The sequence below is a fragment of the Arthrobacter sp. NPDC056493 genome (assembly GCF_042795115.1).
Taxonomy (GTDB): domain Bacteria; phylum Actinomycetota; class Actinomycetes; order Actinomycetales; family Micrococcaceae; genus Arthrobacter.
In genome coordinates, this window is record NZ_JBHTSL010000010.1 from 14,630 (window position 1) to 29,715 (window position 15,086).

At 67.0% G+C, this 15,086-nt stretch carries 11 protein-coding genes and 1 tRNA gene; 4 read left to right on the forward strand and 8 right to left on the reverse strand.

The window, feature by feature from the left end:
- Position 1: 1 nt before the first annotated feature.
- The 4 genes from ACFQ50_RS06450 to ACFQ50_RS06465 all read right to left on the reverse strand — a co-directional run bounded on the left by ACFQ50_RS06450 (position 2) and on the right by ACFQ50_RS06465 (position 3,775).
- A complete protein-coding gene (locus ACFQ50_RS06450) occupies positions 2 to 1,123 on the reverse strand; it encodes an FAD-dependent oxidoreductase (RefSeq protein ID WP_377994705.1) in 1,122 nt (373 codons plus the stop codon).
- A 52-nt stretch (positions 1,124 to 1,175) separates the two neighbouring features.
- Entirely contained in the window at positions 1,176 to 2,102 is a 927-nt protein-coding gene (locus tag ACFQ50_RS06455) for an AEC family transporter (protein ID WP_377994706.1), read from the reverse strand.
- A gap of 155 nt (positions 2,103 to 2,257) precedes the next feature.
- Complete coding sequence (gene panD, locus ACFQ50_RS06460; RefSeq protein WP_377994707.1) at positions 2,258 to 2,686, reverse strand: aspartate 1-decarboxylase; 429 nt, start codon at positions 2,684 to 2,686, stop codon at positions 2,258 to 2,260.
- Between the two features lie 57 nt (positions 2,687 to 2,743).
- A complete protein-coding gene (locus ACFQ50_RS06465; RefSeq protein ID WP_377994708.1) occupies positions 2,744 to 3,775 on the reverse strand; it encodes a LysR substrate-binding domain-containing protein in 1,032 nt (343 codons plus the stop codon).
- Between the two features lie 157 nt (positions 3,776 to 3,932).
- Here ACFQ50_RS06465 and ACFQ50_RS06470 point away from each other — a divergent pair, with 157 nt between their 5' ends.
- Positions 3,933 to 5,393 carry an amino acid permease gene (locus ACFQ50_RS06470; protein ID WP_377994709.1) on the forward strand — a complete coding sequence of 487 codons (1,461 nt, stop codon included), beginning with the start codon at positions 3,933 to 3,935 and terminating at the stop codon, positions 5,391 to 5,393.
- A gap of 538 nt (positions 5,394 to 5,931) precedes the next feature.
- On the forward strand, positions 5,932 to 9,468 hold the full coding sequence (locus tag ACFQ50_RS06475) for a bifunctional proline dehydrogenase/L-glutamate gamma-semialdehyde dehydrogenase (RefSeq protein ID WP_377994710.1): 3,537 nt from the start codon (positions 5,932 to 5,934) through the stop codon (positions 9,466 to 9,468).
- 91 nt (positions 9,469 to 9,559) lie between these two features.
- Here ACFQ50_RS06475 and ACFQ50_RS06480 read toward each other — a convergent pair whose 3' ends face one another.
- Both ACFQ50_RS06480 and ACFQ50_RS06485 read right to left on the reverse strand, forming a co-directional pair.
- A complete protein-coding gene (locus ACFQ50_RS06480; protein WP_076803676.1) occupies positions 9,560 to 9,814 on the reverse strand; it encodes a hypothetical protein in 255 nt (84 codons plus the stop codon).
- 148 nt (positions 9,815 to 9,962) lie between these two features.
- Positions 9,963 to 10,817 carry a LysR family transcriptional regulator gene (locus ACFQ50_RS06485; protein WP_214845461.1) on the reverse strand — a complete coding sequence of 285 codons (855 nt, stop codon included), beginning with the start codon at positions 10,815 to 10,817 and terminating at the stop codon, positions 9,963 to 9,965.
- Positions 10,818 to 10,948: 131 nt separating this feature from the next.
- On the opposite strand from ACFQ50_RS06485, the gene ACFQ50_RS06490 reads away from it, so the two are divergent.
- Positions 10,949 to 12,277 carry an MFS transporter gene (locus ACFQ50_RS06490; protein ID WP_377994711.1) on the forward strand — a complete coding sequence of 443 codons (1,329 nt, stop codon included), beginning with the start codon at positions 10,949 to 10,951 and terminating at the stop codon, positions 12,275 to 12,277.
- 27 nt (positions 12,278 to 12,304) lie between these two features.
- Here ACFQ50_RS06490 and ACFQ50_RS06495 read toward each other — a convergent pair.
- Positions 12,305 to 12,378, reverse strand: a tRNA-Gly gene (locus tag ACFQ50_RS06495).
- Between the two features lie 242 nt (positions 12,379 to 12,620).
- Between ACFQ50_RS06495 and ACFQ50_RS06500 the strand changes: the two genes are divergently transcribed.
- Complete coding sequence (locus ACFQ50_RS06500; RefSeq protein WP_377994712.1) at positions 12,621 to 13,067, forward strand: SRPBCC family protein; 447 nt, start codon at positions 12,621 to 12,623, stop codon at positions 13,065 to 13,067.
- A 97-nt stretch (positions 13,068 to 13,164) separates the two neighbouring features.
- Here the strand turns inward: ACFQ50_RS06500 and ACFQ50_RS06505 are convergent, their stop codons facing one another.
- Positions 13,165 to 15,024 (reverse strand): CAP domain-containing protein, encoded by a 1,860-nt coding sequence (locus ACFQ50_RS06505; protein WP_377994713.1) that lies wholly within the window; start codon positions 15,022 to 15,024, stop codon positions 13,165 to 13,167.
- Positions 15,025 to 15,086 lie beyond the last annotated feature (62 nt).

Below are 15,086 nucleotides of genomic sequence, written 5' to 3' on the forward strand. Positions count from 1 at the left end.
CCTACGCCCGGGAAGCCGCGAAGATCGCCGGCGCAGGGCCCGCGCCGGTGGCAAGGTCCGCGAGGATCCGGCCCACCAGCGGCGTGAACTTGAAGCCGTGGCCGGCGAAGCCTGCCCCGATGACCACGGGGCCGATGCGGTCCAGCACGAAGTTGTGGTCCGGGGCGGTGGTGTAGGTGCAGCTGATGTCGGTCATCGCATCGGCGTCCACGCCGGGCAGCCAATTCCTCGCGTACCGCTGGAGGGCTGCGCGCTGGCGCGGTTCGGGCAGGTAGGACCTCCGGTCCGGATCCACCACGGGCCCCACGCCGTGCCAGCCGGCCTTGACGCCCTCGCCGGGGGTCAGCATGCCGTACACGGGGGAGTACCAGCCGGCGTAGTCCCCGTCCTGGCCAGGGAAGTGGTTGAAGCCCGGCCACGTGGCGCCGTCGTCGGTGATGCCGAAGTGGGCCGGCTGTTCCTGGGTCACGGTCAGCCGCGGGGTGGTGACTGAGCCTGCGAGCAGCTTGGAGGTCCAGCCGCCCGCGGTGACCACCGCCTGCCGGGCGGTGAGCACCTCCGTCCGGCCGCCGTCGTCCACGGTGAGCCGGACGCCGTCGTCGAGTATTTCCAGCCCCACAACCTTCACGCCATGCCGAATTGCCGCACCGTTCCTCGCCGCGAGCCGCTGGAACGCCGGAAGGGCGGCCTCCGGGTTGAGCTGGCCGCCGTCGGGCATGTGGAGCACCTGCTGGTCGAAGCGGATGCCGCGCCAGCGCTCGCCGGCTTCGGCGGGCAGCACGAAGTCCGCCCTCAGCCCGGCTCTGCTCAGCGCTGCGTGGATCTCGCCGATGCGCGGGTCGGGGCCGTGGTTGACGACGCCGGTGCGCGCCAGCAGCCGCTCGCCGCTCTCGTCTTCGAGCTCGGCCCAGAGCTTCAGCGTTTCGGCCAGCATGGCGACGTACTCGGGCTCGGCGTAGGCAAGGCTCAGGTTCCGGGTGGCGCCGTGCGAAGCCCCTTTATGGTGGCCGGGCGTGAACTGCTCGAGCAGGGTCACGTCCCGCCCACGGGCAGCCAGCGCCCAGGCTGCGGCGGAACCCATGGCTCCGCCTCCGATGATGACGGTGTCCAGGGTGGTGTTCAAGATTTCCTCCAGTTCGGGTGGCAGCCGCGGCGCGGTTAGGGACGGGCGGCAGTTATGCCAGAAGCAGGGCCACACCGATCATCGCGGGCACGGCCACGATGGTGGTGATCAGGACGGTGTCCTTCGCGACCGTGAGCCCGGCCTTGTACCGGCTGGCGGCGACGAACACATTCTGGGCGGTAGGCAGGGCGGAGGTGACCACGACGGCGAACAGTGCCGGGCCGTCCAGGCCGAGGGCGAAGCGCGCAAAGAGGTAGGCGACGCCCGGGTGCACGAAGAGCTTGAAGCCGCTGGCCAGCAGGGCATCGGTTCTCCTGCCGGCGGCCGCCTGCAGGGGCTTTGATCCGTTCAGGCTCATGCCGAAGGCCATCAGCATGGCCGGGATTGCGGCGCCGCCGATCAGATGGATGGGCTCCAGCAGCAGTGGCGGGACCTGCCAGCCCGTTCCTGCGACCAGCAGGCCAAGGGCGGAACCGACGATCATGGGATTCTTCAGGATCAGCATCACGAACCGGAGCGGCGTGGTCCGGTGCGAGCTGGTGGTGGCATCGAGGGCCATGAGGAACATCGGCGTGAAAAATGCCAGCTGGAAGATCAGCAGGGGAGCCACATGGCTGGCGTCGCCGAGGACGTACACGGCAATCGGGATACCCAGGTTGGCGGAATTGGCCAGTGAGGCGCTCATGGACGACATCAGTGACTCCGGAACGCTCCGCTTGAGCAGGAACCTGACGATGACAAAGAACAGGGCGGCAGTGGTGACGGCGCCGACTGCTGCCACGAGGAGCGGAGCGGCGAACACGTCGTGCAGGCTCGCCCGGCTGAGCGTCTCGAAGAGCAGCGCGGGACTGGCCACGAAGAAGGTCAGTCCGCTCAGGACCTGGCGGGCATTCTCGCCCAGGATCTTGCGCCTGCCCACGAACATGCCCACCAGAATGATGGACCAGACCACGAAAAAGCCTGCGAGGACGCCTAGCACGGGGCTGCCGCCGGGGGCATGTTTGGGCAGGGGGTGGCATCCACCATCCCAGCCTAATCAGATTTATTCAGCCGCGGTTGGTCTTGTGGCAGGGATCTCGCGGTTGCGTTGGCCTGTTACTCGAGGACCGCGCCAGAGTTGGCCACGCGCTGAAGTTAGCTCAGTGCGGCGTTGTTGAGCGCGAAGGGAGGCCGAAGCAGGCCCGGCGTGAGGCCTTCGGCGGGGTCGTTGCCCAGCTGGATGATGCGGTTGTCCTTGTCCACGTGGACAACCTTGGGCTGGTACGCCCTGGCTTCCTCGGTGGTCATCTGCGCGTACGTGATCAGAATGACGGTGTCGTTCTCGTGCACCAGGTGGGCTGCGGGGCCGTTGATCCCGATGACGCCGGAACCGCGCTCGCCGGCGATGGTGTAGGTCTCGAGGCGGGCGCCGTTGGTGACATCCACAATGGCCACGAGCTCGCCGGGCAGGATGTCGGCAGCGTCGAGCAGGTCCAGGTCAACGGTGACGGAACCCACGTAGTGCAGGTCCGCGTGCGTGACGGTGGCCCGGTGGATCTTGGACTTAAACATTGTGCGATTCATAACGTCAACAGTCTAACGCCGGGGTCAACGCTTGGCTGTGAGCCAGGGAACACCCCGCTACACCGCTTCTCCGTCTTTTGTTGTTCCGTCTGCCGCTCCTTCTATTGGTGCCGTTGCTGCTGTTGTGGCCGGTGCGCTCGTTGTCGCGGGGGCGCCGGAGGCGTCCGCTCCGGTATCGATTTCCTGGGCGGCCGCAATGGAGGCGGCCGTGGAAGCGAGGATTTCGCGGGCGGCGAGGATGGCTGGGCGCTGCGCGCCGGAGCGCCGCACGGACGTGAAGACCGTCCGCCTCGGCTTGCCGGGAAGGTCCAGCAGCTTGGCCGTGGTGCCCCGGCCGGTCCACACCAGATCCGGCATCAGGGCGACGGCGTTTCCGGACTCGATCAGCCGGATCTGGGCCTGCAGGTCAGCTGTTTCAAAGCGGACATCGGGCTCGAAGCCTGCACTCCGGCAGGCTTGCTCGGCCCAGTGCCGCGACGCCGCGCCGCGCGGTTCCATCACCCAGGGCATCTCCGCAGTGTCTGCGAGTGACTCGACTTTCGCCCTGCCCTCGGCGGGCGGCGGCACTGCGAGGCGGATGGCGTCGCCTGTGAGTCGTACGCGGTCCAGTTCGGGGTAGCGGGGCGCCGCGTGGCCGGGGTACTGCTCGGCGATGACCAGGTCGAAGTCGCGGGCCCAGGTCTCATGCAGCGCCGTCTCCGGTTCGCGCTGCGTCATCTCGATCCGAACCTCGGGGTATGTCGCTGCGAGCCGGGTCAGTGCATCAGGCATCAGAGCCAGCGCCGCGGACTGGAAGACGGCGATCCGTACTGTGCCCGAGACGGTGGTCAGGGATGCGGCCAGGTCCGCCTCGGCCTGCTCCAGGGTTTCCAGCAGGTGGGCTGTATGCGCCACCAGAACCTCGGCCTGCGGGGTCAGTTGCACGCGCCGCCCGGTCTTCCTGAGCAGTTCCACCCCCACTTCCTTCTCAAGCAGGGCCAATTGTTGGGAAACTGAGGAAGGACTGAACTGCAGGGCTGCTGCCACCTCGGCGAGCGTGCCCCGGATCTTCAGCTCGCGGAGCAGCCTCAACCGGCGGACATCAAGCATGGACTGTTCCTTGGATCGCACAAATGAATAGTTGGACTAACGAATACTGGTTAGAAGTATGCACTTTATCTAATGCAACAACGCTTGCATACTAAACAGATTGAGTTACCCCCATCACAGGGCGAAATGATGGGGCCGCACCTACGCAGGAGTCCCGATGAGTACAACAGATCCGTCGCAGTCAATCTTGAGGCGCAAGCCCATTGACGATATCGAAGTAGAGAACAAGCACAGCGGCCTATTCAAGTCCCTCGGGCTGTGGCAGCTGACCGCCATCGGCGTCGGCGGCATCATCGGCGTCGGCATCTTCTCCCTGGCAGGCCTGGTGGCGCACGGCAGCGCGGACACGCCCGGCGTCGGACCTGCGGTGCTGATTTCCTTCCTGATCGCCGGCCTGGCCTCGGCCGCCGCCGCGCTGTCCTACGCAGAGTTCGCCGGCATGATCCCCCGCGCCGGCTCGGCCTACACCTACGGCTACGTCGCCCTGGGCGAAATCATCGGCTGGTTCATCGGCTGGGACCTGCTGCTGGAGTACATCGCGATCGTGGCCGTGGTGGCCATCGGCATCTCCGGCTACTTTGACGCCTTCCTGTCCGGCATCGGGATCCACATGCCCGCATGGATGACGTCCACGGTGGACGAGGGCAAGGGTGGCATCATCAACATCCCGGCCATCCTTGTCTGTCTGCTGGTGACCTGGATCCTCTCCCGCGGCACCAAGACCTTCGGCCGGTTTGAACTGATCGCCGTTGCCATCAAGGTCGTCCTGATCCTCTTCATCATCGGGCTGGGCGTCTTCTACATCAACACCCAGAACTTCAACCCGTTCATGCCCAGCGGCTTCGGGCCCGTCCTGGCCGGCTCAGCCACCGTGTTCTTCGCCGTGTTTGGGTACGACGCCATGAGTACGGCGGCCGAAGAGGCAACCGACGGCAAGAAGCACATGCCCAAGGCGATCATCCTGTCGCTCATCATTGCCATGCTGCTCTACGTTGCCGCCACCCTCGTGCTCACGGGCATGCAGAACTACAAGGACATTGATCCCGCTGCCGGCTTCGCGTCGGCGTTCCAGGGCGTCGGCCTTCCCGTCATCGCGACCATCATCTCCGTGTTTGCCGTGCTGTCCATCCTCACCGTGATGCTCACGTTCCTCCTCGGCGTCACCCGCGTGTGGTTTTCCATGAGCCGTGACGGCCTCCTCCCCGGCTGGTTCTCGAAGACCGACCGGCACGGAACCCCGCAGCGCGTGACCTGGATCGGCGGCATTGCCTCCGCGCTTCTGGCCGGCGTGTTCCCCATGAAGGCCGTCGCCGACCTCACCAACATCGGCATCCTCGCCGCGTTCGTGGTGGTGTGTGTTTCCGTGATCATCTTCCGCTACACCAAGCCCGAGGCGCCGCGCACCTTCCGTCTGCCGCTGATGCCGGTGGTCCCCGCTTTCGGTGTCCTGGCCTCTGCCTTCCTGATGTTCCAGCTGCACTGGGAAACCTGGCTGCGCTTCGTCATCTGGCTCGTGATCGGCCTGGTGATTTACTTCGGCTACGGCAAGCGGCACTCCCTCATGAACCCGAACAGCCCGCGGCACAACGAGGCTGTGGAGATGCACACGCCCGTGTAGCTCCCTCGTTCTTTGCCATGCCGACGGACCCTCCCGCACCCCAGGTGCGGGAGGGTTTGTCTTTTAGCGGCGAGAGCTGATGGAGCGTTTGGGAAAAGGCGACAGAAGCTGATGGAGCGTTTGGGTTTCCCGACGCTTCCTCACGTCCTGCCGGGATTTCCCGAACCCTTCCTCACGTCCTGCGGGGATTTCCCGAACCCTTCCTCACGTCCCGCGGGGATTTCCCCAACGCTCCATCAGGTCCTGCGGGGATTTCCCGAACCCTTCCTCACGTCCCGCGGGGATTTCCCGAACCCTTCCTCACGTCCTGCGGGGATTTCCCGAACCCTTCCTCACGTCCCGCGGGGATTTCCCGAACCCTTCCTCACGTCCCGCGTCGGCGCCGGAGGGGACGCCGTTTTGGGCTGTCCGGCATAAATACAGAACGATCGGTATTTCTAATGTGTATTGCTAAGGAAAGGTCGCTTTATCTTAAGGGACCCGAGGCTCATACTGATGGATAAGACGATCAAATCGCATTGAAAGAACGAGGAAAGCCATGACCAACACCGCAACGGATCACCGCGTGCAGGCAGGCAAGGACGCCGCTGTCACCGGCGCCGTCGCCACCCCTTCGGCAGGGTCTGACGTCGCCGAAGCGACAGCTCTGGCCACCGACGCAATCGCCCTCGTCCGCCGCTGGCTGACCGAGGCCAGCAAGGTTCCCGTGGACGCCTCCGCCGAGCAGCTCGCCGGCGTCCTCAGGGACCCCAACGGCCTGGACTTCACCGTGGGCTTCGTAGACGGCGTGGTCCGTCCCGAAGACCTGCGCGTCGCCGCCCGCAACCTTGCCGCCCTCGCCCCGAAGGTTCCCGCCTTCCTGCCCTGGTACATGCGCAGCGCTGTCCAGGCGGGTGGCCTCATGGCCCCGGTCCTTCCGCAGGTTGTCATTCCCGTGGCCCGGAAGGTCCTTCGCGAAATGGTGGGCCACCTCATCGTTGACGCCACCGACTCCAAGCTGGGCCCGGCCATCGCCAAGATCCGCAAGGACGGCATCAAGCTCAACGTGAACCTCCTCGGCGAGGCTGTACTCGGCGAGCACGAGGCCTCCCGCCGGCTCGAGGGGACCCACACGCTGCTGGCCCGCCCGGATGTGGACTACGTCTCCATCAAGGTGTCCTCCACCGTGGCCCCGCACTCCGCCTGGGCCTTCGATGAGGCCGTGGAGCACGTCGTCGAGAAGCTCACTCCGCTCTTCACCCGCGCCGCCTCGTTCCCCAGCCCCAAGTTCATCAACCTGGACATGGAGGAGTACAAGGACCTGGACATGACCATTGCGGTCTTCACCCGGATCCTGGACAAGCCGGAATACAAGAACCTGGAAGCCGGCATCGTGCTCCAGGCCTACCTTCCGGACGCCCTCGCCGCCATGATCCGGCTGCAGGAATGGGCGGCCGCCCGCCGCGCGGACGGCGGCGCGGCCATCAAGGTCCGCGTGGTCAAGGGCGCCAACCTTCCCATGGAGCAGGTGGAGTCCTCGCTGCACGACTGGCCGCTGGCCACGTGGGGCACCAAGCTCGACTCGGACGTCAACTACAAGCGCGTCATCAACTACGCGCTGCACCCGGACCGGATCTCCAACGTCCGCATCGGCGTTGCAGGCCACAACCTGTTCGACATCGCCTTCGCCTGGCTGCTGGCCAAGCAGCGCGGCATCGCGGATACCGCAGAGCAGGGCATCGAATTCGAGATGCTGCTCGGCATGGCGCAGGGCCAGGCCGAGGCCGTCAAGAAGGACGTCGGCTCCCTGCTGCTCTACACGCCGGTGGTTCACCCGGCCGAATTCGACGTCGCCATCGCCTACCTGATCCGCCGCCTCGAAGAGGGCGCCAGCCAGGAAAACTTCATGTCCGCCGTCTTTGAGCTCAGCGAAAACGAGGGACTGTTCGAGCGCGAAAAGCAGCGCTTCCTGTCATCGCTGGAAAAGCTCGACGACGAGGTCCCGCCGCCCAACCGCAGGCAGAACCGCAGCCTTCCGGAAGATCCGATGCCCCGCACCGGCTTCCGGAACACCCCGGACACGGACCCGTCCTTGCCCGCCAACCGTGACTGGGGCCGGGCCATCCTGGACCGCGTTCCGACATCGACGCTGGGCAACGCTTCCGTTGAAGCCGCCACCATCGCCGACGCGGACACCCTCAATACCGTGATCGCAACGGCCGTCGAAAAGGGCAACGCCTGGGGCGCGCTGTCCGGTGCTGAACGCGCCGAAATCCTGCACCGCGCCGGCGACGTCCTCGAGGCTCGCCGCGCGGAGCTGCTCGAGGTCATGGCCAGCGAAACCGGCAAGACCATCGACCAGGGCGACCCCGAGGTCAGCGAAGCCGTGGACTTCGCCCACTACTACGCCGAGTCCGCCCGCAGGCTGGACCAGGTGGACGGCGCCACGTTCGTTCCGGCGAAGCTCACCGTGGTCACCCCGCCGTGGAACTTCCCGGTGGCCATCCCCGCCGGTTCCACGCTCGCGGCACTCGCCGCCGGCTCCGCCGTCGTGATTAAGCCCGCCAAGCAGGCCTGCCGCAGCGGTGCCGTGATGATCGAGGCGCTGTGGGAGGCCGGCGTGCCGCGCGACGTGCTCACCATGGTGCAGCTGGGTGAACGCGAGCTCGGCCGGCAGCTGATCTCGCACCCTGCCGTGGACCGCGTGATCCTCACCGGCGGTTACGAGACCGCCGAACTGTTCCGTTCCTTCCGCAAGGACCTGCCGCTGCTGGCCGAAACCAGCGGCAAGAACGCCATCATCGTCACGCCCAGCGCCGACCTGGACCTCGCCGCCAAGGATGTTGCCTACTCCGCCTTCGGCCACGCCGGCCAGAAGTGCTCCGCCGCCTCGCTGGTGATCCTGGTGGGCTCCGTGGCCACCTCGAAGCGGTTCCACAACCAGCTGATCGACGCCGTGACCTCCCTCAAAGTGGGCTACCCGCAGGATCCCACCAGCCAGATGGGCCCGATCATTGAGCCGGCCAAGGGCAAGCTGCTCAACGCGCTGACCACCCTCGGCGACGGCGAGAACTGGGCCGTCGAGCCCCGCAAGCTCGACGGCACCGGGCGGCTCTGGAGCCCGGGCGTCCGCTACGGCGTCAAGCGCGGCTCCTACTTCCACCTGACCGAGTTCTTCGGCCCCGTCCTCGGCGTCATGACCGCAGACACCCTGGAAGAAGCCATCGCCATCCAGAACCAGATCGAGTACGGCCTCACCGCCGGCCTGCATTCCCTCAACACGGACGAGCTGGGAGTGTGGCTGGACACCATCCAGGCAGGCAACCTCTACATCAACCGCGGCATCACCGGTGCCATTGTGCAGCGCCAGCCGTTCGGTGGCTGGAAGAAGTCGGCGGTTGGCGCCGGCACCAAGGCGGGCGGCCCCAACTACCTCGCCGGCCTCGGCGACTGGGCCAGCGCCCAGAGCACCCAGGGCGGCGCGGCGGGCATCGCCAACCGCAGGGTGCAGCGTCTCCTGGACGCATTGACGGGCGAATTCAGCGCGGCCGACACCGAGGCGCTGCGGCGGGCGCTGGGCTCCGATGCCCTCGCCTGGGCAGACGAATTCGGCACCGCCAAAGACGTCTCGAACCTCAGCGCCGAGCGGAACATCTTCCGCTACCGTGCGCTGCCGGTCACCGTCAGGTTGTCCGACGGCGAATCCCTCCGGCCGCTCGTCCGGACAGTAGCCGCCGGCGTCCTTGCCGGCGCCCCGCTCACCGTTTCGTCCGGCGTCGAACTTCCCGCCCAGCTGCGTTCCGTACTCACCGGGCTGGACATCGCCGTGACGGTGGAGGACGACGCCGCGTGGCTGGCATCCGCGGCCCGTCGCGCCGCGGCCGGCCAGCTGTCCGGCGGTCGCATCCGCCTGATCGGCGGCTCCGCCGCTGACCTGGCCGAAGCGACCGGCGGCCGTCCGGATCTGGCCATCTACGCCCACGAGGTGACGGAGGCCGGCCGTATTGAAATGCTGCCGTTCCTGCACGAGCAGGCCGTCAGCATCACGGCCCACCGGTTCGGCACACCGAACCACCTCTCCGACTCGCTGATCTAGGGGGCTCGCTGATCCGGCGACCCCTGATAAGGCAAACAGAACGGGCGGGCACCAAATGATGCCCGCCCGTTCTGTTTGCCTGTTTTGCTGCTTAACCCAGATACCAGCCGGGTGGGGCCCACGACGCGGGAACGCTGTGTGCGGAGAAGTCCTCGCAGCGGGTGCAGGTGTACGCGACTTCGCCCAGCTTCCGGACGGTGCCGTCCTGCCGGTGCTTGGCCGGCACGAAGGACTCGAGGTAGATGAACTCGTCTGTTCCGCACTTTTCGCAGTTGGGCTGGCCGACGTACTCGGCGTCGACGGTCATGGAGTGGCGGGTATAACGGGGGTTTGCGGCTGTGGTCACGGCGTACCTATCCCGAACAACGCGGGCTTCGTTGCCAAGCAATGTTCGTTTTCGAAACCTGTGTGTTATCGGCCGCTGCATGACCGCAACAGTCACAGCATAAGCCAGCTGCGAACCGTTATCAATCATTTTTCCGGCCGCTGCCCTGCTAAACGGGCTTCTTCAGGGTCCTTCCCATGATGGCCTGGGTCAGGGCGTCGATGACCTCGGCGTTCGCCAGCGGGTTCCTGATCAGCGTGAAATCGACATCCCCCACCGGCGGCAGCTCGAAGCGGCGGGTGATGATTTTCAGGTCCTCGGGCACCAGCGAGGACGGCATCACCGCCACCCCGATGCCGGCGCGGACGGCCGCCAGCACGCCACTGATCTGCTTGGTGGTGCAGGTGATGCGCCACGTCCTGCCCACGGATTCGAGCGCATCGATGGCAAGTTTGCGGCTCAGGCTGGGCGCGGGGTAGGCGATCAGCGGCACGGGGTGGCCCGGCTCCAGGGCGGTCTGTTCGAGGCCCACCCAGGAAAACGTATCGTGCTGGACCACGGTGCCGTCCTTGGCGCCGGCCACCCACTTCACGAAGACGAGGTCCAGCTGTCCGGAATTCAGGCGTTTGTACAGCTGATCGCTCTGGCCGACGGTGAGCTCGAGGTTGATCTGCGGGTAGATCTGCCGGAACTCGCGCAGGATACGCGGCAGGCCGGTGATGGCGAGGTCGTCCGCGGTGCCGAAGCGCAGGCGTCCGCGCATGGCCGAACCGGAAAAGTAGCGGGCCGCGGCATCATGTGCCGCGAGGATGCTCCGCGCGAAGCCGGCCATGGCATCGCCGTTGTCCGTCAGCCTGACGTCCCTCGTGTCCCGGCTGATGAGCGTCCGCTTGGCGGCAGCCTCAAGCTTGCGCACGTGCTGGCTGACCGTCGGCTGGGCCAGGCCCAGACGTTCTGCAGCCTTGGTGAAGCTCAGCGTTTCGGCAACCGCGAGGAAGGATCGGAGCTGGGCCGGTTCGAACAATCGTCCTCCTCGAAGGCGGCCATCATTACGTTCAGCAATGATAGTTATTGGAGCAATAGTCTTCCACAATCATAGAAGCGCGCCATAGCGTTGAGGGCATCCCCGTCGGACCGCTTACCTGAGGAACCCCTGTGACACCCCCACCGCCGCCACTGGCCACCGTCACCCAGCCCGTCGCCGTCGTCAGTGAACGCCTTCCGTGGCGTCACACCTTCATCTCACTCCGGGTCCCCAACTTCAGGCTCTTCGCCACGGGCCACTTCATTGCCGTCATCGCCATCTGGATGCAGCGGATCGCCCAGGACTGGCTGGTGCTCCAACTCTCCGGATCCGTCACCGCCGTCGGCTTCACCGTGGCGCTGCAGTTTCTGCCGTCATTGCTGCTGGGACCGTGGGGCGGGATGGTCGCGGACCGGTTCTCCAAGCGCAGAATCCTCATTCTGTGCCAATCCGCCGCCGCCGTCCTGGCCGCTGCCCTCGCCGTCCTCGCGCTCACAGGACGGATCGAGGTCTGGCACGTTTACGTCATCGCACTGGTGCTAGGCCTGGTCACCGTGCTGGACCAGCCCGCCCGGCAGGTGTTCGTCCACGAACTGGTGGGGCCGCGCTACCTGCGCAACGCGATCAGCGTGAACTCGACGACCTTCCAGCTGGGCGGGCTGATCGGTCCGGCGATCGCCGGGGTGCTGCTGACCGCCGTCGGCGCCGGCTGGGCCTTCGCCGCCAACGCGGCGGCCTGCTGCTCCACCGTGACCATGCTCCTGCTGCTGCGCCGGGACGAGCTGTTCGTCAGCGCGCCGGCGCCCAAGTCCAAGGGAATGCTGCGGGAAGGGCTGCGGTATGCGCTGAGCAAGCCCACCATCTACTGGCCGTGGCTCATGGTGGGCTTCATTTCCGTGTTCGCCATGAGCCTGCCGGTGCTGCTCGCCGCCTTCGCGGACCGCGTGTACAGCATCGGCGCGGGCGGCTACGGCATGCTGAATGCGTTGGTGGCACTGGGGGCGCTGGCCGGCGCGGTGGCATCCACCAGGCGGCGGCAGCTCAGGCTGCGGTCAGTGGTCTTGGCGGCCGGCATGTACGGGCTGATGCTGTGCCTGACCGCCTCCGTCCCCACCCTGCCGCTCTTCGGCGCCGCACTGGTGCTGTCCGGGTTCTGGTGCCTGATGTTCCTCACCGCGTCCAACCAGCTGGTGCAGACCAGCTCCAACATGAGCATCCGCGGCCGCGTGATGAGCCTGTACATCATGGTGCTGATCGGCGGCCAGGCCCTCGGCGGACCCATGATCGGTTTCATCGCCGAGCACCTGGATCCGCACGCCGGCCTATTGGTGGCGGGAGGGGTGCCGGCGCTCGCGGCGGCGACTGTCGCCGTCGTGCTTGCCCGCAAAGGTGAGCTGACGCTCAAGGTGGATCTGCGGAGCCGGCGGGGACTGCTGCGCGTGGTGCGCCGGGCGGCATGACGCCGCAGACGGCGCCTTCAAAGGGGGTGGAGCGGCTGACGGGAATCGAACCCGCGTTTCAAGCTTGGGAAGCTAGCGCTCTACCATTGAGCTACAGCCGCAGTCGCACCGGAAACTGCCCCGGGCAGAACCTAGCTTAGCGCAGTTGGAGAGTGACGCCGGCCATCTGGATCCCGAGTCCGCGCGCGCCGGCCAACCGGGCCGAAAGCCTCCCGTAACTGTTCGGTAAAGGCCCGGGCGGTGTGCGGCCATGCGCCGGCACAGATGACTATCCTGAATCTCGTTAGCTGCAGTAAGGGGAACGGGCTACGCAAGGCAGGCCCGACGTCGAAAAAGGATCCCCATGGCAGGTGCAGAACACGAGGTCCTCGTTGCGCGCGACGCCATGACGGTCTACTCATTCCTCCTGGACGGCGCGAATCTGCCCAGATGGCAGGCCGGCGTCCGGAGCGCAGGGCTCAGTTCGGGCAGCGCAGGCACTGTAGGTGCGAGGTACCAGGTCACCCTTGACGGTCCCCGGGGCTGGCCGGTGGCCCGCGATTACGAGATCACCCAGGCACGGCCCGGCGCCGAAATCCAGTTCCAGGTAGTGGCCGGCCCGTCCCTCCTGCGCGGTGGCTTCTACCTCAGCACCGAGAGCGCCGGGACCCGGGTGCGGTTCGCGCTGGAGGCCCCGACGCTTGGGTTCTGGAGCTTCATCCGGCCGGCATACCGGCGCCAGCTCCGGGCAACCGTGGGACAGCTCGCCAGGCTTCCCGGCGTCATCGAAGAACGCACGACGGCGGACTGAGACTTCCGTACGTCCGCCGGAGTTTATGTCCAGATACCGGCGAGTTCAAGGGTCTTTTGGGGCCAATATCTGGACAAAAACTTGTTCCGCTGCGCGCTTATTGGGCCAGCTGCTGGCCCGCCCACGTTCCGGGGATGGCCGACGGCGGCGACAGCACTCCGGCGTCGAGGTTCCAGTACTGCACCGGGCCGGCTTGCCCGGCGCTGCCGGAGCGCTGCAGGACCAGTCCGACAGAGTAGGCGCCGGTGACGCCGTGCAGTGCGCGGACGGCTGTCACGTCGCCCCACCCGCTGGCGACCAGAGTCCGCGACTCGGCCCTGGGCGACGGTCCCCCGGAACCCCGGTAGAGCAGAACGCCGCCGTCGCCCTGGCGGGCCAGCAGGTCCTGGAAACCGTCGCCGTCGTAATCCACCATGGCGAGCCGTGTGGCGGACACGCCGGAAGCGATGAGGGTCCGCTGGACCAGATCGCCGGTGCCCCGGTTGGGGTAGAGCCAGAGGTTCGAGTCGGCGTCGAGGGCCAGCAGCTCGGGAAGCCGGTTGGTGGAACACCATCCGCCGACTGCCAGGGTCATGCCCGCCCAGCCGGACTGCCCCAGCGTGACCGGCGGCAGGAACCCGCCCGCCAGCTGCCCCGGATACAGGGTGAGGCGGCCGTCGGACCATTGCGCCAGCACATCGTAAACGCCGTCCCGGTCCCAGTCTGTGACGAAGACCTGCCGCGCGGCCGTGAAGCCGGTGCCGATGGTTTCGGGCGGACCGAACTGCCCGGTGCCCAGTGCGGGCCGGTTGATGAGCTGCCCCGCGGCGTCGACCGACACGATGTCCCCGGCACTCCGGATGGCGGCCGTGGCCAGGTCCAGCGTGGGCGGCATATGCTTCACCAGCGGCTCGCACACATCCGTTGGCTGCACCGGAACCGGGGTGCTGCCGCCCGGGGCGGCAGTGGTTCCCGCGGGCAGGGCCGAGTAGCCGAAGAAGTTCACCACACCCCACATGGTGTAGCGGCTGGGCGTGGTCTGCCAGTTGCCGTCGGTGAAGGTGATGCCGATGCCGACCACGTTGAACCGGGGGTCGGTGAGGATGGCGTTGTGGGCCGGCGAATTCTTCCACCATTCAACGAGCTGCGCGGCGTCGCGGTCCCAGCGGACGGCAATGACCTCGCCGGCGCCGTTGGTGGGGCTCAGGGCGCGCGCATCTGTCCAGAAGTTGGCCCGGTGTTCAATGACTTCGCGGGCGGCGATGCTGTCCGACCATTCCTGCGCCATGCCGGCGACGGTCGCGTGGTACTTGACGGCCGGCAGTCCGAGGGAAGCCCGGTAGGTGTTGATGGCGTTGAAGACGGCGGCCACCTGGACGGCGTTGCTGTCCGGCACCAGCGCCTGCGGTGTCAGCAGGCCCTTTGCGGCGGCGCCCGGTTCCGTCCGGGCCGTGTACTGCGGCGCGGCAAAGGCGCCGGCGGGGGCTGAGAGCGGCGGAATGGAGGCCGGCTCCGGCGGGCCCGCGGGCGCTGCGGGCGCTCTGGGGTGGGTGGTCTGGACTGGAACGGGCTGCACTGGAGTGGTCTGCGCTGGAGTGGTCTGCGCGGGCTCGGGCTGTGTGGCGTGGCTTGGCGCGGCGGGCGCTTCCTGGGCAGTGACCGGCGCTGGGGCCGGTACGGCCGCCGTCGTCCCCGTCGGCCTTGCGGCGTGCGGGGCGGTCTCAGCAACTCCGGTGTCAGCAGCTCCGGTGAGTGGAGGCCCGGGTGAGGGGGCCGCGGTGGCCGGCCCGCCGTCGTCGGGCGTGGCCCGGGGCCGCGCCGGGGCGGCTTCCGGTGTGGCGGAAGTAGAGCCAGTCACAGCGGCTGCCGTGGCGGAACTGCCGGCCGTTGCCATGGTTGGCAGGCCGCTGGCCGCGGGAGTCGCCAGCGCGAGGGCGCAGGCGAGTGCAACAGCGGCCTTGGCCGCAATCCTGTTCAAAATATCCCCAGCTCTATTTCTGGCCGTGTGACGTGAGACCGTCAGCCTGATTGTTCACGCAA

Bases quoted from the DNA above. Each gene is read 5' to 3' on its own strand.
- ACFQ50_RS06465 (WP_377994708.1), bottom strand. From the start codon at position 3,775: ATGCTTGATGTCCGCCGGTTGAGGCTGCTCCGCGAGCTGAAGATCCGG.
- ACFQ50_RS06475 (WP_377994710.1), top strand. From the start codon at position 5,932: ATGACCAACACCGCAACGGATCACCGCGTGCAGGCAGGCAAGGACGCC.
- panD (WP_377994707.1), bottom strand. From the start codon at position 2,686: ATGAATCGCACAATGTTTAAGTCCAAGATCCACCGGGCCACCGTCACG.
- ACFQ50_RS06500 (WP_377994712.1), top strand. From the start codon at position 12,621: ATGGCAGGTGCAGAACACGAGGTCCTCGTTGCGCGCGACGCCATGACG.
- ACFQ50_RS06470 (WP_377994709.1), top strand. From the start codon at position 3,933: ATGAGTACAACAGATCCGTCGCAGTCAATCTTGAGGCGCAAGCCCATT.